We start from the raw sequence: 21,196 nt of genomic DNA, 5'->3' as shown, positions 1-21,196 counted from the left end.
TCAGCGTACGTCGCCGCCGCGGGCACCGTCCTCCCTCATGGCCGGATCGGCGTCATGCACCAACAGGGCGATCTGGACCCGGTTGTTGAGGCCGAGTTTGGCCAGGATGCGGGAGACATGGGCCTTGACGGTGGGGACGCTCATATAGAGCCCGGCGGCGATCTCGGCGTTGGACTGACCGCGGCCCACGGCGAGCGCGACCTCCCGCTCGCGCTCGGCGAGGGAGTCGAGCCGGCCCGCCGCGGTGTCCCTCCGGGTTCCGGTGTCCGCCCCCGCCACATGCGTCATCAGCTGGCGGGTAACGGCAGGTGAGAGCACCGGATCCCCGGCCGCCACGCGCCGTACGGCGGTGACGATCTCGGCGGGCGGGGTGTCCTTGAGCACGAATCCGGCCGCTCCGGCGCGCAGCGCCCGCAGCACCTGTTCGTCGGCGTGGAAGGTGGTCAGAACGAGCACCTCCGGCGCGTCCTGGCGGCGGCGCAGCGTCTCCGTGGCCGTCAGACCGTCCACCCTGGGCATCCGGATGTCCATCAGCACCACATCGGGCGCGGTCCGCTCGATCAGCGCCGGGACCTCGGCGCCGTCCGCGGCCTCTCCCACGATCTCGATGTCGTCGGCGCCGCCGAGCATGAACGTCAGTCCCGCGCGGACAAGGGGGTCGTCGTCGACGACGATCAGCCGGATACTCATGAGGCCCACGGTAGCCAAGCGCGGACGGCGAATCCGCCGTCTCCGGTGGCTCCGTGCTCGAACCGGCCGCCGGCCAGCAGCGCGCGCTCGGTCAGCCCGATCAGCCCCTGGCCGGAACCCGGCACCCTCGGGACCTCGCCCAGCGGCGCGGCGTTGCGTACTTCCACGGTGAGGCCGTCCCCCGGCCCTCCGCTCACCTCGACGGTGGCCTCGGTGCCCGGCGCGTGCTTACGGGCGTTGGTCAGGCCCTCCTGGGCGATGCGGTAGGCGGTACGGCCCGTGGCGGCCGGCACCGCCGCCGGGTCGTCGATCCGGCTGTCCAGGGTCACCTTCATCCCGGCCTCCCGCGACTCGGCGACCAGGGCGTCCAGGGTGACCAGGGTGGGCTGCGGCCGGTCGCCCTCGTCGCCGGGCGCCCGCAGCACCCCGATGATCATGCGCAGATCCTGGAGCGCCTCGTGCGCGCTGTCCCGGATCACCCCGGCGGCCCTGGCGACCTCGGGCGCCGGCGCGTCCGGCCGGAACTCCAGCGCGCCCGCGTGGACGCTGAGGAGCGTCAGCCGGTGCGCGAGCACGTCGTGCATCTCCCGCGCGATGGCCTCGCGCGCCAGCCGCTGCGCCTGCTCGGCCCGTAGCTCGGCCTCGGCCTCCGCCCGCGTGGCCCGCTCGCGCAGCGCGACGACCAACTGGCGCCGGGCCCGTACGAGCATGCCCCAGCCGGTGACCAACAGCATCAGCACGACGGTCCCGACGAGCCCGGCCGTCAGGGACATGCCCGGATCCGGCCGGAGCACGGTCTGGAGGCACCCGGTGACCAGCGACAGCCCGCCGACGGCCGCGACGACCCGGAACGGCCGGTGCACGGCCACGCAGAAGATCGCCACGAGCGCGGCCCCGCCGGCAACCGGCGCCACCGCGCTGACCGCGCCGACCACGATCGCGAGCGCCACGGGCCAGCGGCGCCGCGTCCACAGCGCGCAGCAGGCCAGCATGCCGACGATCATGTCGACGAGGACGACGTTCTCCGAATTGCCGGCCTTCTCGCTGGCCTCCAGAGCGATCAGCCCGATACCGGCGGCGAGCAGAAACATCAGCGTATCGATGACCCAGTCCCGCACGGTCCGCCGCGGCCGGGCCCGCCCGCGGTCGCCGGGCAGCTCGGGGCCTCGCGGGTCGATCATCTCCGAGGGGAGCAGCCAGGGGTAGTCCGTGCGAGTCATATGGGCCAATTTACGCAGGCGGAACGGGGCCGACCGCGTCGGCGAGACCGGAAGCTACCAAAGTCACGCGAGAGCCGACGATGGTCGTTGCGGTGCGTTGCGCCTCCGGCGGGGGGCGATGTCCGGGGTGCGTTTCGGCTCCGGCCGATGGTCGTGTGCGGGTTGTCGCCGGGGTGCGCTCCGGGGCGGTACGCCTCCGGCGAGGGGCGATGTCCGGGGTGCGTTTCGGCTCCGGCCGGTGGTCGTGTGCGGGTTGTCGCCGGGGTGCGCTCCGGGGCGGTACGCCTCCGGCGAGGGGCGATGTCCGGGGTGCGTTTCGGCTCCGGCCGATGGTCGTGTGCGGGTTGTCGCCGGGGTGCGCTCCGGGGCGGTACGCCTCCGGCGGGGGGCGATGTCCGGGGTGTGTTTCGGCTCGGGCCGGTGGTGCGGTGCGGGTTGTCGCCGGGGTGCGCTCCGGAGCGGTGCGCCTCCGGCGGGGGGCGTTGTCCCGGTGCGTTTCAGCTCGGGCCGGTGGGTGTGTGCGGGTTGTCGCCGGGGTGCGCTCCGGGGCTCGCGCCCGGGACGGCATGATTTACGGCGCAACTGGCCACAGTTGGAAGACGGGCGGTCGCGCGCCACAAATCACGCTTTAGTGTCCCGGACACGACCCCTGCGCGCCCCCCTTCACCGCCCGTCACGGACCGGCCCGGCCGTGCGCGGGGGCGAGCGGACCCATGGGCGGGAGGGGGTCGGGGTCGGAGGAGGTGCGCGTCCGGAGCGTAAAGCGTCGCAGCTCGCGCGAAGCGCGGTGACCACGCGACGGAGTCGCACATCGATCGCAGCGCAGTCCGGATACGCACCTCCGGAGGCCCCGGCCCCCGGCACCACAACGGCGCACCCCGCACCACGACCACCGGCCCCAGCCGAAACGCACCCCGCGACCACGGCACCCGCCGGCTACGCCGGCCCCCCGCCCAGCTCCCGATACCGCGTCGCCACCCCCGCCGCCCCCTCCCCCGTCAACCCCCCGAACACCCGCACCCGCGAAACCCCGCCATCCGGGAAAACGTCCATCCGGACCTCCCTCGCCACCACCACCGCCCCCAGCACGAACCGATGGTTCGTATCCGGCTGCAGCCTCGTCCGGGGCAGGATCTCCGTCCACTCCCCCGTCCCGTCCCGCACCGACAGCGCCGCCCACCCCGCCGCGTTGCCCTTCAGATACGCCGTGTCGATCTCGACCGCGCGGATCTCGGCCTGCTCCACCAGCCGGTAGTGGATCCAGTCGTTCCCCTTGTCCCGGCGGCGGCGGGTCTCCCAGCCGTCGTCCATCCTGCGGGAGCGGCCCGGCTGGATGGTGTTCGTGGCGGGCGAGTAGAAGCGGTCGGAGGCGTCCTCCACCCGGCCGCCGTTCTCCAGCGCGACGAGGTCGAACGTACCGAGGACGCCGAGCCACGCCGGGTCGGGTGCGACCTCGCCGTGGACCCGGAGCCGGGCGATCCCGCCGTCGGGATGCTGGTTCACCCGGAGATGGGTGAAGCGCTGTTCCACGTCGACCGCGAAGCCGTTCGCGGCGTGGCCGCCGATGGCCGTACGGGGCACCAGGACCGTCCACTTCACGCCGTCGCCGAGCAGTTCCTCCGGTGACGGGGAGCCCGGCAGCGCGGTGGCCTCGACCGAGACCGCCCGCGGGTAGTTGCCGCGGAAGTGGGCGGTGTCGACGACGATCCCCCGGATCACTCCCGGCGCGCCGAGCCGGACCAGTGCCCAGTCGTGGTCCTCGTCGGTGGGGTGCGGTTGGCCGGCGTCGGTGCCGCGGCGGCGGCGGGTCTCCCAGCCGTCCATGATCTTGCCCTTGTGGCCGAAGCGCTCCGGGTCGAACTCCGCCGCTCCCGGCTTCAGCAGGTTCTCGCGTTCGGCGAAGAACTCGTCGTTGGCGGCGATGACCCCGGCCCCGAGGCGGCGGTCGGCGAGATCGGGGAGGTGGGCGAAGGGGAAGTCGGTGGTGCGGTAGTCGGCGTACGGGTCGCCGCCCGGGTACGGGCGGGCGTCACCGGTGAACAAGGCTTCGGGCACGGTCAGTTGGTCCTTTCGAGCAGTCGGCCGGCGGGCTCCGAGAGCGCGCCGTCGTGGACGATCCGGGTGCCGCGCAGCCAGGTCGATCTGACGACGCCGTACAGCGTCCTGCCCGCGTACGCCGTGACCTGATTGCGGTGGTGGAGCCGGGCCGGGTCGACGGTGAAGGTCTCGTCGGGCGCGAGGACCGCGAAGTCGGCGTCGCGGCCGGCTTCGATGGCGCCCTTGCGGGCCAGTCCGGCGAGCGCGGCGGGGGCCGTCGACATCCAGCGGACGACGTCCTCCAGCGGCCGGCCGCGGCGGCGGGCCTCGGTCCAGATCGCCGGCAGGCCGAGCTGGAGCGAGGAGATACCGCCCCAGGCGGACGCGAAGTCGGGGGTCTTGAGATCGGTGGTGCAGGGCGAGTGGTCGGAGACGACGCAGTCGATGGTGCCGTCGATGAGGCCCTGCCAGAGCGCGTCCTGGTTCGCGGCCTCGCGGATCGGCGGGCAGCACTTGAACTCCGTCGCCCCGTCCGGGACTTCCTCGGCGGTGAGGGTCAGGAAGTGCGGACATGACTCGACGGTGATGCGTACGCCGTCCCGCTTGGCGTCGGCGATCAGGGGCAGCGCGTCGGACGAGGAGAGATGCAGTACGTGGACCCGGGCGTCGAGCCGCCGGGCCTGGGCGATCAGGTCCGTGATCGCCGCGTTCTCGGCGCCGCGCGGCCGGGATGCCAGGAAGTCGGCGTAGGCGGGGCCGCCGCGCCGGGGCGCCGCCGCCAGTTCGCGCGGATCCTCGGCGTGCACGATCAGCAGTCCGCCGAAGCCGGTGATCTCGGCGAGCGAGCGGCCGAGCTGTTCCTGGTCCAGCGCGGGGAATTCGTCGACTCCGGAGGGCGACAGGAAGCTCTTGAAGCCGAAGACCCCGGCGTCGTACAGCGGGCGCAGCTCCTTGACGTTGTCCGGGACGGCGCCGCCCCAGAAGCCGACGTCGATATGGGCCTTCGGCCGGGCCACCTCGCGCTTGGTGCGCAGATGGGCGGCCGTGGTGGTGGGCGGCAGGGAGTTCAGCGGCATGTCGAGGAGCGTGGTGATCCCGCCGGCCGCCGCCGCGCGGGTCGCGGTCCAGAAGCCTTCCCACTCGGTGCGTCCCGGGTCGTTCACATGGACGTGTGTGTCGACGAGGCCGGGGAGTACGACATCGTCCCCGGCGTCCGCCAGCCGGGCGCCGGGCGGCACCCGCGCGTCGTACGGCAGGACGGCCGCGATCCGTTCGCCGGCGACGGCGATCGAGGCCGCCCGCGTCCCCTCCGGGGTGATGACGCGCGTCGAACGCAGTACCAGGCTCACATCGGACACCGGTGCCCCTCACTGAGCGAGAATTCAACGAACTGTTGAAGGAGTCTTCCCCTCGGATCCGGTCCGGTCAAGACCGAGCCGGGCCCGATTGTTTCCACAGAGTGAAACCTTGATTTCGCGACGTAGAATGAATGAATCGCACACCATTGACCGCGGGCACCGGACGCAACCCGTCCTGACCGGCAGATACGCTCCGCCATTGATCAGGTACCCGGTCGCACGGCCCGGTAGGCTGCTTGCTTGCCCCGCCCGCCCCGAAAGGACCGTTGACGTGCCGTCGTCCAGCGCCAGCACCACCGACGCCACCAAATCCGCCCCCGCCAGCGGCGGCGTCCAGTCCCTTGAGCGCGCCTTCGATCTGCTCGAACGCATGGCGGACGCGGGTGGCGAGGTCGGGCTCAGCGAGCTGTCGGCGAGCAGCGGGCTGCCGCTGCCGACCATCCACCGGCTGATGCGCACGCTGGTGGCCTGCGGCTATGTGCGGCAGCAGGCCAATCGCCGGTACGCGCTGGGCCCCCGGCTGATCCGGCTCGGCGAGTCGGCGTCCCGGCTGCTGGGCACCTGGGCGAGGCCCTATCTGGCGCGGCTGGTCGAGGAGACCGGCGAGACGGCGAACATGGCGCTGCTCGACGGCGACGAGGTCGTGTATGTCGCGCAGGTCCCGTCGAAGCACTCGATGCGGATGTTCACCGAGGTCGGCCGGCGGGTGCTGCCGCACTCCACGGGCGTGGGCAAGGCGCTGCTCGCGCACACCTCACCGGAGGAGGTCCGCGCCCTGCTGTCCCGTACGGGGATGCCGGCCGCCACCGAGAAGACGATCACGACACCCGACGGCTTCCTGGACGCCCTGGAGCTGGTGCGCCGGGCGGGGTACGCGGTCGACGACAACGAGCAGGAGATCGGCGTCCGCTGCCTGGCGGTTCCGGTGCCCGACTCCCCCACGGCCGCGGCCATCTCGATCTCGGGTCCGGCGGGCCGGGTGACGGAGGAGGCCACCGCACGGATCGTGCCGGTACTCCAGGAAGTCGCGCGGGATCTCTCCGAGGCGCTGGCGAACACGGCACAGGCGCAGGCCCACGCCTGAGCGGGCGGCACCCGTCAGGTCCTGCGGGGCGCGTCCCCGAAGAGGTCGACCGCGGCCCGTACCCCCATCAGCGCCTGGCCCAGCGCACTGACCGAACCGATCGAGCCCACGATCAGCAGCAGCGAACGGCGCATCCGGGACGCCTCGGGGGCGCCGCTCGCCACCATCGCGGCAAGGGCGGCCAGCTCATCCTCCGCGATGGCGCGATCCCTGAACTCGGCCTGATACCCGGCCAGTTCACGTCTGAGCCGGGACACCGCGGCATGCAGCTCCGCGACTCTCGGGTCCGCACTCTTCTCTGCCACCGGCGTCTGCTCCACGCTCCGCAACAAAGCTCTCCCCCTGCCCCTCGCCCGCACACACCGTTGTGCCGGGCACATCCCTGTACCGGTATATGCCAAAAGGCCGACTCCTCGGACGGTGGTCAAGCGCCAAGGTTCGCGGGCAAGTTAACGCCATTACGCGCGGTACGCGCCACTCCACGGACCGAAGTAGGACGGAATGAGGTACGCAGTACCCATGCCAGACACATCGGACGACAGAATCCCGCCCCCTCCCGTGATCGCCGGGCTGCTGCTGGCCGCCGGTGGCGGGCGCAGGCTCGGGGGGCGACCCAAGGCGTTGCTGACGCACCGGGGGCGGCCACTGGTCGAGCATGGCGCGCGGGCGCTGCGCGAGGGGGGCTGCGGGCCGGTGCATGTGGTGCTGGGGGCGGCGGCCTGGGAGGTGCGGAGCCGGGCCGAACTGCCGGGCTGCGTACTGGTCGACAATCCGCGGTGGACCGACGGGATGGGGTCCTCGCTGCGCGCGGGGCTGACCTCGCTGGCGGGGACGGCCGCGGAGGCCGTGGTGGTGCTGCTGGTGGACCAGCCGGGGATCGGCGCGGCGGCGGTGGCCCGGGTGGTGGCCGCGTACCGCGCGACGGATTCGCTCGTGGCGGCCTCGTACGACGGGAGCCGCGGCCACCCCGTGCTGTTCGGCGCCCGCCGGTGGGCGGAGATCGCGGCGGACGCGGAGGGCGATCGCGGGGCGCGCGCGTACCTGCGCGCGCATGAGAGCGAGATCGCGCGGGTGGAGTGCGGGGATGTCGCGCGGGCGTATGACATCGATACGGAGGAGGATCTGTCGCACCTTGAGTGAGGGCGGTGGCACTCGGCGCCACGGTCTGTCGACCCGGAGAATCTCGATGTCAACAAACCATTGAACTTCCACCATAAGGAAACTACTATCCACAGGTCAGAAGCGCACAGCCCCCCGAACGGCGCCCGCGACCGTACCTCGTGCCACGGCACTCCGTGCCGCCCCGGGCCGGCCGGCGGTCCCGGGCACCGCCCGTGAAGGAGTGACAGCTCATGTCCGCACCAGCGCCCTCCCCGCTGGCCGTCGTCGACGCCGAACCGCTGCCCCGGCAGGACGAAGTGCTCACCGAGGCGGCCCTCACCTTCGTGGCGGAGCTGCACCGGCGGTTCACCCCGCGCCGTGACGAACTGCTCGCCCGCCGCGCCGAGCGCCGCGCCGAGATCGCCCGTACCTCCAGCCTGGACTTCCTGCCGGAGACCGCGGCGATCCGCGAGGACGACAGCTGGCGGGTCGCGCCGTCGCCGGCCGCGCTGGAGGACCGCAGGGTGGAGATCACCGGTCCGACCGACCGGAAGATGACCATCAACGCGCTCAACTCCGGGGCGCGGATCTGGCTCGCCGACTTCGAGGACGCCTCCGCCCCCACCTGGGAGAACGTGATCCTCGGCCAGCTCAGTCTGAGCGACGCCTACCAGCGCCGTATCGACTTCACCGACCCGCGCTCCGGCAAGTCGTACGCCCTCAAGGACGCCGATGAGCTCGCGACCGTCGTGATGCGCCCGCGCGGCTGGCATCTGGCGGAGCGTCACCTCCAGTTGAACGGCGAGCAGGTGCCGGGCGCGCTGGTCGACTTCGGGCTGTACTTCTTCCACAACGCCAAGCGCCTGATCGAGCTGGGCAAGGGCCCGTACTTCTATCTCCCGAAGACGGAATCGCATCTGGAGGCCCGCCTCTGGAACGATGTCTTCGTCTTCGCCCAGGACTACATGGGCATTCCGCGGGGCACCGTCCGCGCGACCGTGCTGATCGAGACGATCACCGCCGCGTACGAGATGGAGGAGATCCTCTACGAGCTGCGCGACCACGCCTCCGGGCTGAACGCGGGCCGCTGGGACTATCTGTTCTCGATCGTCAAGAACTTCCGTGACGGCGGTGCCACATTCGTCCTGCCGGATCGCAACGCGGTGACGATGACAGCCCCGTTCATGCGCGCGTACACCGAACTCCTCGTCCGCACCTGCCACAAGCGCGGCGCCCACGCGATCGGCGGCATGGCGGCCTTCATCCCGTCCCGGCACGACGCCGAGGTCAACAAGGTCGCCTTCGAGAAGGTCAAGGCCGACAAGGACCGCGAGGCGCACGACGGTTTCGACGGCTCCTGGGTCGCCCACCCCGACCTGGTCCCGATCGCGATGGCCTCCTTCGACGCGGTCCTCGGCGACCGCCCGAACCAGAAGGACCGGCTGCGCGAGGACGTCTCCGTCGCCGCGGGTGATCTGATCGCCATCGACTCGCTCGACGCGCGGCCCACGTACGAGGGCCTGCGCAACGCCGTCCAGGTCGGCATCCGCTACATCGAGGCGTGGCTGCGGGGCATGGGCGCGGTGGCGATCTTCAATCTGATGGAGGACGCGGCGACCGCGGAGATCTCGCGTTCGCAGATCTGGCAGTGGATCAACGCGGGCGTCGAGTTCGAGCACGACGGCCGCACCGTACGCGCCACCCCGGAACTGGCCCGCGAGCTCGCTGACGGTGAACTCGCCGCGATCCGCGCCGAGATCGGCGAGGAGGCGTTCAGCGCCGGCCGCTGGCAGCAGGCGCACGATCTGCTGCTGACGGTCGCGCTCGACGACGACTACGCGGACTTCCTCACGCTCCCGGCGTACGAGCAACTGCGCGGCTGACGCCTAGACGAGTACGGACCGCCCCCGGTGCCCCGCACGGCGCCGGGGGTTTCCGCGCTGCCGGGGGTTTCCGCGCTGCCGGCCGGCGGTTGCGCGCTTACGGCCGTGGTCTCAGGGGGACGTGGGCGACGGGAGTCTCGGTACGCTCGCGATCAGCCGGCGCGAGTAGGGGTGCGAGGGCGAGCCCAGGACCGAGGCGGTGTCGCCCTGCTCCACGACCCGTCCGTGTTCCAGCACCGCCGTCCGCTCGCAGAGCGCGGCCACCACCGACAGGTCGTGCGAGACCATCGCGATGGTCAGCCCCCGTGTCTCCTTCAGCTCGATGAGCAGGTCGACGATCCTGACGCGCGTGGTGACATCGAGCGCGCTGACCGGTTCGTCGGCGAGCAGCACCCGGGGCTCGCACACCGTGGCTCTCGCGATGGCGACGCGCTGGCGCTGGCCGCCGGAGAACTCGTGCGGATAGCGGCGCGCGGCGTCGGCGGGCAGGCCGACGGCCTCCAGCGCGGCGGCGACCCGGGGGTCCGCTTCTCCCCGGGCCACCGGCCGGCTCAGCCCGAGCGAGCGCAATGGCTCCGCGACGATGGCGCCGACCCGCTGCCGGGGGTCGAGCGAGGAGTACGGGTCCTGGAACACGCTCTGCACGCCCCGCCGGAAGCGGCGCATCTGTTCGCGGTCGCGGAGTCCGAGCTCGTCCCCGTCGAAGAGGATCCGCCCGCTCGTGGGGCGGGTGAGGCCGAGCAGCAGCCGCAGCACCGTGGTCTTGCCGGCCCCGGACTCGCCGACCAGCCCGAGGCTGCGGCCCGCGGTGATGTCGAGGGAGACGCCGTGCAGGACGGGGGGCGCGCCCCGGTAGGCGAACCCCGCGTCCCGCGCGGCCAGGATCGCGGAGTCGGCGGCCCGGGGGCCCGGGGCCGGGGAGGCCGGGATCGGAGTGGTCATCGGACGATCCGTTCCAGTGCGCTTTCGAGGTGCCGGGCGCTGTCCACCAGGTCCCGGGTGTAAGGGTGCTGGGGGCTCCGCACGATGTCGTCCACGCTGCCGGACTCGACGGCCGACCCGTCCTTGAGCACCAGGACGTGATCGGTCACGGACGAGACCACCGCCAGGTCGTGGCTGACGAACAGCAGCGCCATGTCCCGCTGGGCGACCAGCCCGTCCAGCAGTGCCAGCACCTCCGACTGCACGGTGACATCGAGGGCGGTGGTGGGCTCGTCCGCGATCAGCAGGGCCGGGTCGCAGGCCAGCGCCATGGCGAGGGCGACCCGCTGGCGCTGTCCGCCGGAGATCTCGTGCGGATAGGCGCGGGTGATCCGCTCGGGGTCGGGGATGCGTACCTGTTCGAGGGCTTCCGTCACCGCGCGGCGCAGCGCCGGTCCGCGCAGCCCGCGCCACCGGCGCAGTGGTTCGGCGAGCTGGCCGCCGATCCGCATCAACGGGTCGAGCGCGGTGAGGGGTTCCTGGAAGACGACGGTGGCGGCCCGGCCGCGCAGCCCGGTCAGCCGCTGCTCGGTCGCGCCGATGACTTCGGTGCCCGGTGCGTCCGGGGCACTCCTCAGCACGATGCTGCCCGAGGCGTTCATCCCGGGAGGCAGCAGGCCCAGCACGGCGAGCGCGGTGAGGGACTTGCCGGAGCCGGACTCGCCGACCAGCCCGAGCCGGGAGCCCGCGCCGATCGAGAACGACAGGCCGGAGACCAGCGTCCGGCCCTGGTCGGTGCGGATCGTCAGCCCGTTGACGTCGAGCACCCACGGATCACGTGCGTTCATCGGGTCCTCCGCCGGGTGGGATCGAGGGTGTCACGCAGCCCGTCGGCGATCAGATTGACGCCCACGACCAGCATGACCAGCAGGACGCCGGGGGCGATGACACCGGTGGGGGCGGTGAAGACGGTCGCCTGTGCCTCCTGGAGCATCCGTCCCCAGGACGCGTTGGGCGGTGGGGCGCCGAGCCCGAGGAACGACAGGCTCGCCTCGGCCATGACCGCGAGGCCGAACTGCTGGGCGAGGTTGACGACCAGGGTGGGCCAGATATTGGGCAGTACGTGGCCGGTGATGACGCGGGGCCAGGAGGTGCCCGAGGTGCGGGCCGCCGTGATGTAGTCCTGCGCCAGCACCCGTTTGACCAGGATCCGGGTCAGCCGGGCCACCACGGCCGTCATCGCGAGCCCGATGGCGAGGATCGCGGAGCTGAGCGAGGCGGAGCGGGCCGCCACCATCAGCATCGCCAGCAGCAGGGTGGGGAAGGCGATCAGGACATCCAGCAGGGTGGAGAGGGTGTCGTCGAGCCACCGGGTGGCGAAGCCCGCGGCGAGGCCGAAGCAGATACCGAGCACCGCACCGATCGCGATCGCGCCGAGGCCGGCCTCCAGCGCGATGCGCGCGCCGGTCATCAGCTGGGTCAGCAGATCGCGGCCGAGCTTGTCGGTGCCGAGCAGATGCGAGAGTCCGGGTGGGGTGAGCCGGCCGCCCGTGGTGTCCTCGGGGGCGTACGGGACCCAGAACAGCGAGACCAGCGCGGTGGCGACGATCAGTCCGAGCAGGACACAGCCGCTCACCAGCGCCGGGGAGCGGCGGGTACGGGTGGCCCCGGGCCGCTTCGCGCTCTCCACGACGGGGGTGGGCTCCACGGCCGCGGCGGCCTCACCCGGGCCGGGGTTCAGGTCGGTCCGTTCGCTCATCGTGTGCCTCCTGACAGCCGGCCGCGCAGCCGGGGATCGATCAGCCGCTGCGCGAGGTCGCTGAGGAACCCGATGACCAGCACCGCGAAGGTACTCACGAAGAGGACCCCCTGAACCGTGGGGTAGTCGTGCTGGGCGACGGCCTGGGCGAGCAGACTGCCCAGGCCGGGCAGCGCGAACACCGTCTCGACGACGACCGCGCCGAGCAGGGTGGTGGCGAGTTCGATCCCGAGGACGGAGACGACCGGCACGGCGCCGTTGCGCATGCCGTGCCGCCACATCGCCCGGTTGAACGACGAGCCCAGGGCCCTGGCGGTACGGAGATAGTCGCTGCCGAGGACATCCAGCGCGGCGGAGCGCACGTACCGGATGAGCGAGGCCGACATCACCAGCGCGACGGTGATCACCGGCAGCGCCAGCGAGGTGAGCGCCTCCCCCGGCCGCGCCCAGCCGTCCTGCGGGAAGCCGCCGGCGGGCAGCACGCCGAGGCGCAGCGCGAAGACGGTGATGAGGATCATCCCGATCCAGAAGACCGGTACGGCGATGCCCAGTTGGGAGATGCCGCTGATCAGCGTCCCGTACCAGGTGGCCGACCGGTGGGCCGCGATGAAGCCGACGGGGACGGCGATCACCACGGCCAGCAGGAAGGAGAGCAGCGTCAGCGGGACGGTCACATCGAGCCGGGAGGTGATCTCCGGGCCGACCGGGAGCGTGCTGACGAAGGAGTTCCCCAGATCGAAGGTGGCCAGCTGGTGGAGCCAGTGGACGAACTGTTCCGGTACGGGGCGGTCCGAGCCGATCTCATGGCGGGCGGCGGCGATCTGCTCCGGGCTCGCGCCGACCGAGAGCAGGGAGTTCGCCGGGTCGCCGGGGAGCAGCCGCAGCAGCAGGAAGAGCACCACGCTGGCCAGGAACAGCGAGCCGGCCAGGAAGGCCAGCCGTCGCAGCAGGTAGGAGATCATCAGGCAGGGGGACCGATCGACGGAAGCGGGGATTCCCGCCGTACGGGCCCGGGGTGAGGCGGCCGGGCCCGTACGGCGGGGGCTGAGCGTCAGCTCGGGCGGGAGCTTCGGCTCGGGTGGAGCTTCGGCTCGGGTGGAGCTTCGGCTCGGGTGGAGCTTCGGCTCGGGCGGGAGCGTCAGCTCTTCTTGATGCCGTAGGCGTGGAACTGCGAGTTGAGACCGTTGAGCGGGTAGCCCGACAGCTTGGTGTTGGCCACCACGATCTGCGGGTACAGGTAGAGCCAGTCGCTCGCCGCGTCCTCGGCGATCTGCCGGTTGACCTTCTTCAGCAGGGCGGTCTGCTGGTCGGTGGTGTCCGACTGCTCCGCCTGCTTCACCCACTCGGTGACCTGCTTGTTGTCATAGCCCCAGTAGAAGTCCGGGTCGCCGTACCAGACGATGTCGCGGTCGTTGACATGCTCCTGGAGCGTCGCGCTGAAGTCGTGGTTCTTGTAGACCTTGGTGTACCACTCGTCCGGCGTGATGACGTTGATGTCGACCTTGATACCGACCTTGGCCAGCTCCGACTTGATGAAGGTGGCGGCCGTCGGGTGCGGGTCGTAGTTGGGGGTGTCGAGCGTGAAGCTGAAGCCCTTGGGGAAGCCGGCCTCGGCGAGCTGCTTCTTGGCGAGCGTCACATCGTACGGATTGACCTTGGTGAGGTCCTCGTACCAGGGGTCGGTGGGCGGGACCATCGAGCCGATCAGCGTGCCGTGGTCGCCCCAGACCGACTGGAGCAGCTTCTTGTTGTCGATCGCGGAGCTGACGGCCTTGCGCACCTTGACGTTGTCGAACGGCTTGACCCGGTCGTTGAAGGCCAGCAGCAGCTTGGTGGTCGAGTTCCCGTCGTTGACCTTGTAGTTCGGGTTGTTCTTGAACTGGTCGAGGGCGTCCGGGCTCTGCTCGCTGGTCACCACGTCCACGGCGTTGGTGAGCAGCGCGTTGTTGAGGGCGGTCGCGTCCTTGTAGTAGTGGAAGACGACCTTGGCGTTGGTCGCGGCCGTACCCCAGTACTCCTTGAAGCGGTCCAGGCTGAGCGCGGAGCCCCGGGTCCACTTGTCCAGCGTGTAGGGGCCGGTGCCGTCCTCCGAGGTCTTGAGGTCCTTGGCCGCGGAGTTGACCACCCACACATAGCTGAGGTTGTAGACGAACGAGATCGACTTGGAGGACAGCGTCACCTTCACGGTGGCCGGGTCCGGGGTCGTGATCGACTCGACCATGTCGAAGCTGCTCTTGCGCGCCGACTGGGAGTTCTCGGCGCGGACCTTCTCGATGCTGTACTTCACATCGGCGGAGGTGAGCGCCTTGCCCGAGTGGAACGTCACGCCGTCGCGCAGGGTGAAGGTGTACGTGAGGCCGTCCGGGCTGACGGTGTAGTCCCTGGCGAGCTGCTTCTCGACCTTGCCGCTGTCGGTGAGCTTGAACAGCCCTTCGTAGACATTGCCGTTGAGGGCCTCGGTCACGCCCTGGCCGCCGCCTCCGGTGTTGTCCAGATTCTGCGGTTCGTAGAGCGAGCCGATCCCGACGGTCGCGTTCTTGTCGTACGAGCCGGAGGGTGAATCACTCGTGGTGTCGGCCCCGGCGCCGCAGGCGGTGAGGGCGAGGGACAGGGTGACCACCAGGCTGCCGCCGAGCAGCGGTACGGACTTTCTCATCACTTCTACTCCTGATCGACTGCCGGACGGGGTCCCGGGGAGGGATGGTGGAATCCGGCTGTGGTGCCTTGGGTGTGCTCAGTTGACCGTGTAGCCGTCGCGGAAGACCGGGAGCTTCTCGCCCGCCTCGACGGGCAGGTGCAGCCGGTTCTGCCGCGGCGGCAGTGGACAGTTGTACTGAGCGGAGAATCCGCACGGCGGCACGAAGGCGCGGTTGAAGTCCAGTACGACCGTTTCGCTGCCGGCCTCGCGCGGGACGAACAGGAAGCGGCCGGCGCCGTAGGTGTCGCCGCCGTTGGTCGGGTCACCGAAGACCAGGAGGAGTGTCCCGTCGTCGTCGAAGGCCGACAGTGTGTAGTCCACACCGTCCAGTGTGACGTGAATATCGCCGGGGACAACCAGTTCGCGGCTGCCTCCGCTGTCGCGAATGTGCTCGAACGGCACCCGGCGGTCGGTGGATACCGGGGTGAAGGTGGCCTCGATCACCCAGTCCGGATGGAACGGATATGAGGCGATATGCGAGAAATGCTGGATGGCCGGAGCGTCCGCGTCCCAGAAGCGCAGCGCCTCTTCCGGCTCGCCCGTATGGAGGTTGGTGCGCCGCACGGTGGTGAGGGTCACACCCTCCGGGACCTCGGTCCTGGCCCGCTCCTCGGCGGCGTCCACCCCGGGATCCAGCCACCGGGTCTCTATCAGCGCCAAGTTGCCGACGGGGCCGGTCACGGCGGCCTGCCGCGCGGCGTGCCAGGCCTCCTGCGCGGCGGCCTCGGTCGGCTCGGAAGATCGCGTATGCACGGACATGCGGGACTCGCTCCGGTCTGAGGGAATGGTTCGATCCCGCGCGGCATCGCTCTGGGGTCTGGAACGACTGGATCGTACATACATAGGGTTATTTCCAGCCATGATTGACCATCCTTCGAGACAGGTTGTCTCTCGCCCGGGACGCGGGGTGTAACAGCGGGGCCGGCCGAAGTGTTCCGGAGCGATGAGTTTCGGCGGCGGGGCCGGTCTACGTTCACATGGACACACAGACAGAGATGACCCCCTTCGACCTGGGCCCCGCCTGTGGCGAGGTGGCGCGGTTGCTGGGCGGTATCAAGGATGATCAGCTCGCCGGCCCGACGCCGTGTCCCGAGTACGCGGTACGGGAGGTGCTGGCGCATCTCGTCGGGCTGACAGTGGCGTTCCGCGACGCCGCCGCGAAGAAGTCCGGGCCGACGACGGACACTCCGCCGGACGCGGCCCTTCCCGTGCTGCCGGACGACTGGCGTGAGGTGCTGCCCCGGCAGCTGGACGAGCTGGCCGAATCCTGGCGTTCGCCCGCCGCCTGGGAGGGCGGCACCCGGGTCGGCGGTGTCGATCTGCCGGGCGCGGTGGCCGGGCTGGTGGCCCTGAACGAAGTACAGATCCACGGCTGGGACCTGGCGCGGAGTACGGGTCAGCCGTACGCCCCCGCCGAGGCGTCGCTCCAGGCGTCGTTCGCACTGCTGGCCCCGCCACCGGCGGCCGGGTCCGGCGACGCGGGAGGTGCCGACGAACCGGGCCCGGCCGCGGACAGCGTGTTCGGGCCGCCGGTCGACGTCGCCGAGGACGCCCCGCTGCTGGACCGGGTGATCGGCCTGAGCGGTCGCCGCCCCGACTGGCGGCCCGGCGAGTAGGCCAGGGTCCGGGCCGGCCGCCCGAGGGTCCGGGGGGCTCTGCGGTCGGCCGGCCCACCCTCGTTCGGTCAGGCCGTGGCCGTGGCCGTGCGCAGCAGTACGCGGGCCGTCTCCTGGAAGCGCGCGTCCGAGGAGACGGCATCGAAGGCCAGGCCCGTACCCCAGATGCGGTGGTCCCGTTCTGCCAGCCTGGCCAGCCGGTGGAGTTCGGACTCCGTCAGAGACTCGGGGCCGAGCGCCGCGAGCGCTTCCAGGGCGCCCATCGGGTCCGCGTTCCCTTCCGCGCAGCGCAGGAGCGTGTCCGCGAGACGCGCGCGGTGCCGCGTGGCCGCTCCGGTGGCGAGCAGCGCCAGGGCCATCGACGGAGCCCGTTCGGAATCGGCCAGTCCCCGTTCCAGGGCCGGACTCAGCGCCACGGCGGCCGGCCCGAGCCGGGCGGCGGCGCGGGCGGCGTTGATGGCCGTCCAGCGCATCCACTCGGTGTCCGCCGCCTCCAGGACGGCGGCGATCACCGGCAGCGCTTCCCCGGGATCACCGGTCAGCCGCCACAGGGCGAGGGCGATGTCCAGGTCGGCGTCCAGCCGTGGCGTCGTCACGCGATCCTCGTCCGTGCCGAGCGCCGCCCGCAGACGCGGGACCAGTACCGCGGCGTCCTCGCCGAGACCGGCCGTGGCGCGGGCGGCCTGCCGGATGCGATGGGTGTCGTCGGCGGCGAGCTCCACGGCGAGGGCGGTCAGCAGCGGTTCGAGGTCGCCGGTGAGGGAGTGCAGCGCCCGCGCGGCGGGAAACCGGCCCTGCTCGGGCCCCGAGACGGCGGCCTCCGCCAGCGGTACGGCGGCCCGCCCCGGGGCGACGGCGGCCAGCGCGGCGGGCACGAACGTGGGGAACCTGCCGAGCAGCGCGGCCAGTTCGGGGAAGGCGGGCGCGGCCCGCTCGCCCCAGGAGGCGAGCAGCCGGGTGAGATGGATCGGCTCGTTCCCGTCGAGCTCCGGCACGGTCAGCCTGGCTCTGGCGGCGGCCAGCAGCTCCGGGTGGTACGGAAACGGCCCGTCGAGCCGGTCATGGAGGAAGCCGCAGGCCGCGCCGAGAGCCGCCGGGCGCTCGGGCAGATCACGCGCGAGCAGCGGGGCCGCCCGCTCCGGGTCCACGACGACGAGGGCCTTGAGCGCGCGGTCCGCGAGGTCGCCGCCCTCGGCGGCGAGCACGGCCAGCGCGGGCGCCGCCGTGGCGGCGTACGGTCCGAGCTTGTCCAGGGCACTCAGCGCGGGCCGCGCCGACGCCGGATCGTCCAGCAGCGCGATCAGTGGGTTCGCGAGCCGGGCGGGGGCGCTCCGCGAGGACACGCACGCCTGTTCCGTCGCCCACAGGGCCTCCGCGCGGACCTCGTCGTCGGGGACGCGCAGCGCGAAGTCGAGCAGCGCGAAGGCCGCCTCACGGTCCGCGGGGGTGTCGCGGTCCAGCAGCGCTTCGACGATGCGGTGCAGCGGTTCCGTACGCTCCAGATCGAAGCGGTCGGCGACCAGCGGGTCGGCCGGCAGCAGGGACAGCACCGCCTGATGGTGCGTCCCGGTCCAGGGCAGCCCGAGGTCCAGCGAGCCGAGTACGGCGGCGATCCGCAGCTCCCCGGGCTGTCTCGCCTCCAGCGCGGCCGTGACCATGCCCGCCGCCGCGCCCGCCGGGTCGAGCAGTACCGCCCCGGTCAGCAACTCGGCCCGTACGAGCGGCTCTTCCTCCCGCTCCCAGCGGCGCAGCAGCACCGGAAGAACCGGCTCCACGGTCCCCGTACGCGCCGCCGCCCAGACCGCCGCCTGCCGCACCGCCGCATCCTCGGCACCGACCAGCGGCAGCATCAGGGGCAGTTGGCCGGTCACGGCGGCCTGGCACGCGCCGGGCGGCGTGCCGTCGTAGACGGCCTCGCTCTCGGCTATCCCCCCGAGGAGCGCCAGCAGATCACCGGCACGTACCCCCGCGGCGGCCAGCCCGGCGAGATACGGCACGGCCCGCGCGGACGCCTCGTACACCGATCCCTGGTGGAGGATGCGGCTGTACAGCTCCTCCAGGGCCTCCCCCGCCTCCTCCTCGTCGTCACTCGCCAGCGCCCTCAGCAGTTCGGGCACGTCTTCGGCGCTGCCGTACGCATGCTCAAGTGCCGCCCACGGCTGGGCATCGAGACCGGCGAATACCTGTACGAGATCCATGGCCGGAATGCTGCCACGGGGGTCTGACAACGCCGTCCCGGCCGAAGAAAAGCGGCCGTATCGCCACAAGTGACCGGCCCACACGTGTTCTTCACGGACGGGCGGGTATACGGCACCCCCCTCCTTTGGTAGGAAAGCTTCCTAACAGATACCGCAGCATGAACTCCCCACCCTGGAGGTCAGGTGCCCACCCCCCGCATCCGCACCGTTCTGCTCGCGCTGACGCTGGTCGCGGTCCCCGCCGCGTCCATGGCCCACGCGGCGGCGGAGCCCCCCGCCGCCTCACCCGCCGCCGCCTCATCCGCCACCGGCCCGGCCGTGGCGGCGGCCACCGGACTCGACGACCCGGCGAAGAAGGACATCGCCATGCAGCTCGTCTCCAGCGCGGAGAACTCCTCGCTGGACTGGAAGGCGCAGTACGGCTACATCGAGGACATCGGCGACGGCCGCGGCTACACCGCGGGCATCATCGGGTTCTGTTCCGGCACCGGCGACATGCTGGATCTCGTCGAGCTGTACACCCAGCGCAAGCCCGGCAACCCGCTCGCCACGTATCTGCCCGCTCTGCGGGCGGTCGACAGCACGGACTCGCACGAGGGTCTCGACCCGGGGTTCACCGCCGCCTGGAAGCAGGCCGCCAAGGACTCCGCGTTCAAGACCGCGCAGAACGACGAACGCGACCGGGTCTACTTCAACCCGGCCGTGAGCCGCGGTAAGCAGGACGGCCTGGGCACGCTCGGGCAGTTCGCGTACTACGACGCCATCGTGATGCACGGGGACGGCGGCGACAGCACCAGCTTCAGCAATATCCGCAAGCGCGCGCTGGCCAAGGCGAAGCCCCCGGCCCAGGGCGGCAACGAGACGACGTATCTGCACGCCTTCCTCGACGCCCGGGTCTGGGCGATGAAGCAGGAGGAGGCGCACGAGGACACCAGCCGCGTGGACACCGCGCAGCGGGTGTTCCTCAACAAGGGCAATCTGAACCTGGATCCGCCGCTCGACTGGAAGGTGTACGGCGACAGCTTCCACATCGGCTGACGGGCTGGACGACTGCGTCCGAGGCGGCGGGTACGGAACCGGGTCCACCGGCTCCGTACCCGCCGTTCCCGTTCACCTCACGCTCTGCGCCACCGGCACGGGTTCCGGTGCCGGTCCAGGTGCCTCCCCCGCCGGTTCCTCCTCCGAACTCCTCCTCGCACCCAGGTGGTTGAAGGCCAGATTGAGAACGATCGCCACCACACACCCCGTGCTTATGCCCGAGTCGAGCACCACCAGCAGGTCCTTGGGGAAGGCGTGGTAGAAGTCCGGCGCGGCGATCGGTATCAGCCCTATGCCCACGGCCGCCGCGACGATCAGCGCGTTCTCGCCCTTCTCCAGCGCGGCCGTGGCCAGGGTCTGGATCCCGCTCGCGGCGACGGAGCCGAACAGGACGATCCCCGCGCCGCCGAGAACCGGCAGCGGGACGAGCGCGATCACGGACGCCAGCACCGGACAGAGCCCGAGCAGCACCAGAATCCCGCCGCCCGCCGCGACGACGAAGCGGCTGCGGACCTTGGTCATCGCGACGAGCCCGATGTTCTGCGCGAAGGCGCTGCACATGAAGCCGTTGAAGAGCGGGCTGATGGCGCTGCCGAGAGTGTCGGCGCGCAGCCCGCCCTCGATGGTCCGCTCGTCCGCCGGCCGCCCCACGATCCTGCCCAGGGCGAGCATGTCGGCGGTGGACTCCGTCATGCAGACGAGCATCACGATGCACAGGGAGATGATGGCCGCGATCTCGAACTGCGGGGCGCCGAAGTGGAACGGGGCCGGGAAGCCGATGAGTCCGGCGTCCTTGATCGCGTCGAAGCCGGTCATTCCCATGGGGACGGCGATGACCGTACCGATGACCAGACCGATGAGGATCGCGATCTGCTGGAGGAAGCCGCGCAGCAGTTTCCGCAGCACCAGCACGATGACCAGTGTGAGGGCGGCCATTCCGATGTTCCGCGTCGAACCGTAGTCGCCGGCCGTGGCGTTGCCGCCCTGGGACCAGTTGAAGGCGACCGGCAGCAGCGAGACACCGATCAGGGTGATGACGGTGCCGGTGACGACGGGCGGGAAGAAGCGGACGAGCTTCGAGAAGTACGGGGTGAGCAGAAAGCCCAGCACACTGGCGACGATGATCGCGCCGAAGATCACGGGGAGTCCGTCGGCGCCCCGGTCCTTGCCGATGGCGATCATCGGGGTCACACCGGCGAAGGAGACGCCGTTGACGAACGGGAGCCGGGCACCGATCTTCCAGAAGCCGAGGGTCTGGAGCAGGGTGGCGATTCCGGCGGTGAAGAGGCTCGCGCCCATCAGGAAGGCGGTCTCTTTGGTGTCGAGGCCCAGCGCGGGCCCCACGATCATGGGCGGGGCCACCACCCCCGCGTACATCGCGGCCACATGCTGGAGGCCGCTGGTGAACATCCTGGCGGGCGGGAGTCTTTCGTCGACCGGGTGCTTCCGGTGGGGAGCGACGTCGACTTCCGTGGCCGTTATGGACTGTGGCGGGGATTGCGGCTGTGTTCCGGGTTCGGTCGGCACGGCGGTTCCTCCGGTCGGTGACGCGCCGGCGGCGGCGCGGGTGTCAGGGAGGTGCTACGAGGTGGC

Annotated in this window: 18 protein-coding genes; 5 read left to right on the top strand and 13 right to left on the bottom strand. The window is 71.4% G+C overall.

What is annotated here, in order from left to right:
- The 4 genes from ACFRKB_RS00180 to allB form a co-directional block, all read right to left on the bottom strand.
- Positions 1 to 690, bottom strand: a complete 690-nt coding sequence (locus tag ACFRKB_RS00180; RefSeq protein ID WP_383101904.1) for a response regulator transcription factor — start codon at positions 688 to 690, stop codon at positions 1 to 3.
- Positions 687 to 1,910 (bottom strand): sensor histidine kinase, encoded by a 1,224-nt coding sequence (locus ACFRKB_RS00175; protein ID WP_383101902.1) that lies wholly within the window; start codon positions 1,908 to 1,910, stop codon positions 687 to 689. The genes ACFRKB_RS00180 and ACFRKB_RS00175 overlap by 4 nt, the downstream gene beginning before the upstream one ends.
- A gap of 936 nt (positions 1,911 to 2,846) precedes the next feature.
- Positions 2,847 to 3,971 carry an allantoicase gene (gene alc / locus ACFRKB_RS00170; RefSeq protein ID WP_383102541.1) on the bottom strand — a complete coding sequence of 375 codons (1,125 nt, stop codon included), beginning with the start codon at positions 3,969 to 3,971 and terminating at the stop codon, positions 2,847 to 2,849.
- Complete coding sequence (gene allB / locus ACFRKB_RS00165; protein WP_383101900.1) at positions 3,968 to 5,305, bottom strand: allantoinase AllB; 1,338 nt, start codon at positions 5,303 to 5,305, stop codon at positions 3,968 to 3,970. Before allB ends, alc begins: the two co-directional genes overlap by 4 nt.
- 271 nt (positions 5,306 to 5,576) lie before the next feature.
- Here allB and ACFRKB_RS00160 point away from each other — a divergent pair, with 271 nt between their 5' ends.
- The gene (locus tag ACFRKB_RS00160; RefSeq protein WP_383101898.1) at positions 5,577 to 6,389 is read left to right on the top strand and encodes an IclR family transcriptional regulator; all 813 of its coding nucleotides are present in this window, start codon (positions 5,577 to 5,579) and stop codon (positions 6,387 to 6,389) included.
- A 14-nt stretch (positions 6,390 to 6,403) separates the two neighbouring features.
- On the opposite strand, the gene ACFRKB_RS00155 is transcribed toward ACFRKB_RS00160, so the two are convergent.
- The gene (locus ACFRKB_RS00155; RefSeq protein ID WP_383101896.1) at positions 6,404 to 6,721 is read right to left on the bottom strand and encodes a DUF5955 family protein; all 318 of its coding nucleotides are present in this window, start codon (positions 6,719 to 6,721) and stop codon (positions 6,404 to 6,406) included.
- Between the two features lie 187 nt (positions 6,722 to 6,908).
- Here ACFRKB_RS00155 and ACFRKB_RS00150 point away from each other — a divergent pair, with 187 nt between their 5' ends.
- Both ACFRKB_RS00150 and aceB read left to right on the top strand, forming a co-directional pair.
- Positions 6,909 to 7,529, top strand: coding sequence for a nucleotidyltransferase family protein (locus ACFRKB_RS00150; RefSeq protein ID WP_383101894.1), 621 nt, complete (start codon positions 6,909 to 6,911; stop codon positions 7,527 to 7,529).
- Positions 7,530 to 7,741: 212 nt separating this feature from the next.
- Positions 7,742 to 9,373, top strand: a complete 1,632-nt coding sequence (aceB, locus tag ACFRKB_RS00145) for a malate synthase A (RefSeq protein ID WP_383101893.1) — start codon at positions 7,742 to 7,744, stop codon at positions 9,371 to 9,373.
- A gap of 111 nt (positions 9,374 to 9,484) precedes the next feature.
- On the opposite strand, the gene ACFRKB_RS00140 is transcribed toward aceB, so the two are convergent.
- The 6 genes from ACFRKB_RS00140 to ACFRKB_RS00115 all read right to left on the bottom strand — a co-directional run bounded on the left by ACFRKB_RS00140 (position 9,485) and on the right by ACFRKB_RS00115 (position 15,510).
- Positions 9,485 to 10,315: an ABC transporter ATP-binding protein gene (locus ACFRKB_RS00140; RefSeq protein WP_383101891.1), complete on the bottom strand. Its 831-nt coding sequence runs from the start codon at positions 10,313 to 10,315 to the stop codon at positions 9,485 to 9,487.
- On the bottom strand, positions 10,312 to 11,142 hold the full coding sequence (locus ACFRKB_RS00135) for an ATP-binding cassette domain-containing protein (RefSeq protein WP_383101890.1): 831 nt from the start codon (positions 11,140 to 11,142) through the stop codon (positions 10,312 to 10,314). Before ACFRKB_RS00135 ends, ACFRKB_RS00140 begins: the two co-directional genes overlap by 4 nt.
- Complete coding sequence (locus ACFRKB_RS00130; RefSeq protein ID WP_383101889.1) at positions 11,139 to 12,053, bottom strand: ABC transporter permease; 915 nt, start codon at positions 12,051 to 12,053, stop codon at positions 11,139 to 11,141. The genes ACFRKB_RS00135 and ACFRKB_RS00130 overlap by 4 nt, the downstream gene beginning before the upstream one ends.
- Positions 12,050 to 13,015 (bottom strand): ABC transporter permease, encoded by a 966-nt coding sequence (locus tag ACFRKB_RS00125; RefSeq protein WP_326609916.1) that lies wholly within the window; start codon positions 13,013 to 13,015, stop codon positions 12,050 to 12,052. Before ACFRKB_RS00125 ends, ACFRKB_RS00130 begins: the two co-directional genes overlap by 4 nt.
- 176 nt (positions 13,016 to 13,191) lie before the next feature.
- Positions 13,192 to 14,709 carry an ABC transporter substrate-binding protein gene (locus ACFRKB_RS00120; RefSeq protein WP_383101887.1) on the bottom strand — a complete coding sequence of 506 codons (1,518 nt, stop codon included), beginning with the start codon at positions 14,707 to 14,709 and terminating at the stop codon, positions 13,192 to 13,194.
- Positions 14,710 to 14,787: 78 nt separating this feature from the next.
- Positions 14,788 to 15,510 carry a DUF1684 domain-containing protein gene (locus ACFRKB_RS00115; RefSeq protein WP_383101885.1) on the bottom strand — a complete coding sequence of 241 codons (723 nt, stop codon included), beginning with the start codon at positions 15,508 to 15,510 and terminating at the stop codon, positions 14,788 to 14,790.
- A gap of 236 nt (positions 15,511 to 15,746) precedes the next feature.
- Here ACFRKB_RS00115 and ACFRKB_RS00110 point away from each other — a divergent pair, with 236 nt between their 5' ends.
- Positions 15,747 to 16,367 carry a TIGR03086 family metal-binding protein gene (locus ACFRKB_RS00110; RefSeq protein ID WP_383101884.1) on the top strand — a complete coding sequence of 207 codons (621 nt, stop codon included), beginning with the start codon at positions 15,747 to 15,749 and terminating at the stop codon, positions 16,365 to 16,367.
- A gap of 68 nt (positions 16,368 to 16,435) precedes the next feature.
- Here the strand turns inward: ACFRKB_RS00110 and ACFRKB_RS00105 are convergent, their stop codons facing one another.
- Positions 16,436 to 18,565 carry a hypothetical protein gene (locus ACFRKB_RS00105; protein WP_383101883.1) on the bottom strand — a complete coding sequence of 710 codons (2,130 nt, stop codon included), beginning with the start codon at positions 18,563 to 18,565 and terminating at the stop codon, positions 16,436 to 16,438.
- 249 nt (positions 18,566 to 18,814) lie between these two features.
- On the opposite strand from ACFRKB_RS00105, the gene ACFRKB_RS00100 reads away from it, so the two are divergent.
- Complete coding sequence (locus ACFRKB_RS00100) at positions 18,815 to 19,603, top strand: chitosanase (RefSeq protein ID WP_383102539.1); 789 nt, start codon at positions 18,815 to 18,817, stop codon at positions 19,601 to 19,603.
- A gap of 72 nt (positions 19,604 to 19,675) precedes the next feature.
- On the opposite strand, the gene ACFRKB_RS00095 is transcribed toward ACFRKB_RS00100, so the two are convergent.
- Entirely contained in the window at positions 19,676 to 21,085 is a 1,410-nt protein-coding gene (locus tag ACFRKB_RS00095) for a nucleobase:cation symporter-2 family protein (protein ID WP_383102537.1), read from the bottom strand.
- Between the last annotated feature and the right edge of the window lie 111 nt (positions 21,086 to 21,196).

Source organism: Streptomyces scopuliridis, assembly GCF_042790125.1.
GTDB lineage: Bacteria > Actinomycetota > Actinomycetes > Streptomycetales > Streptomycetaceae > Streptomyces > Streptomyces scopuliridis_A.
The sequence above is the reverse complement of the archived record's forward strand: the minus strand, read 5'-3'. Positions and strand labels throughout refer to the sequence as shown.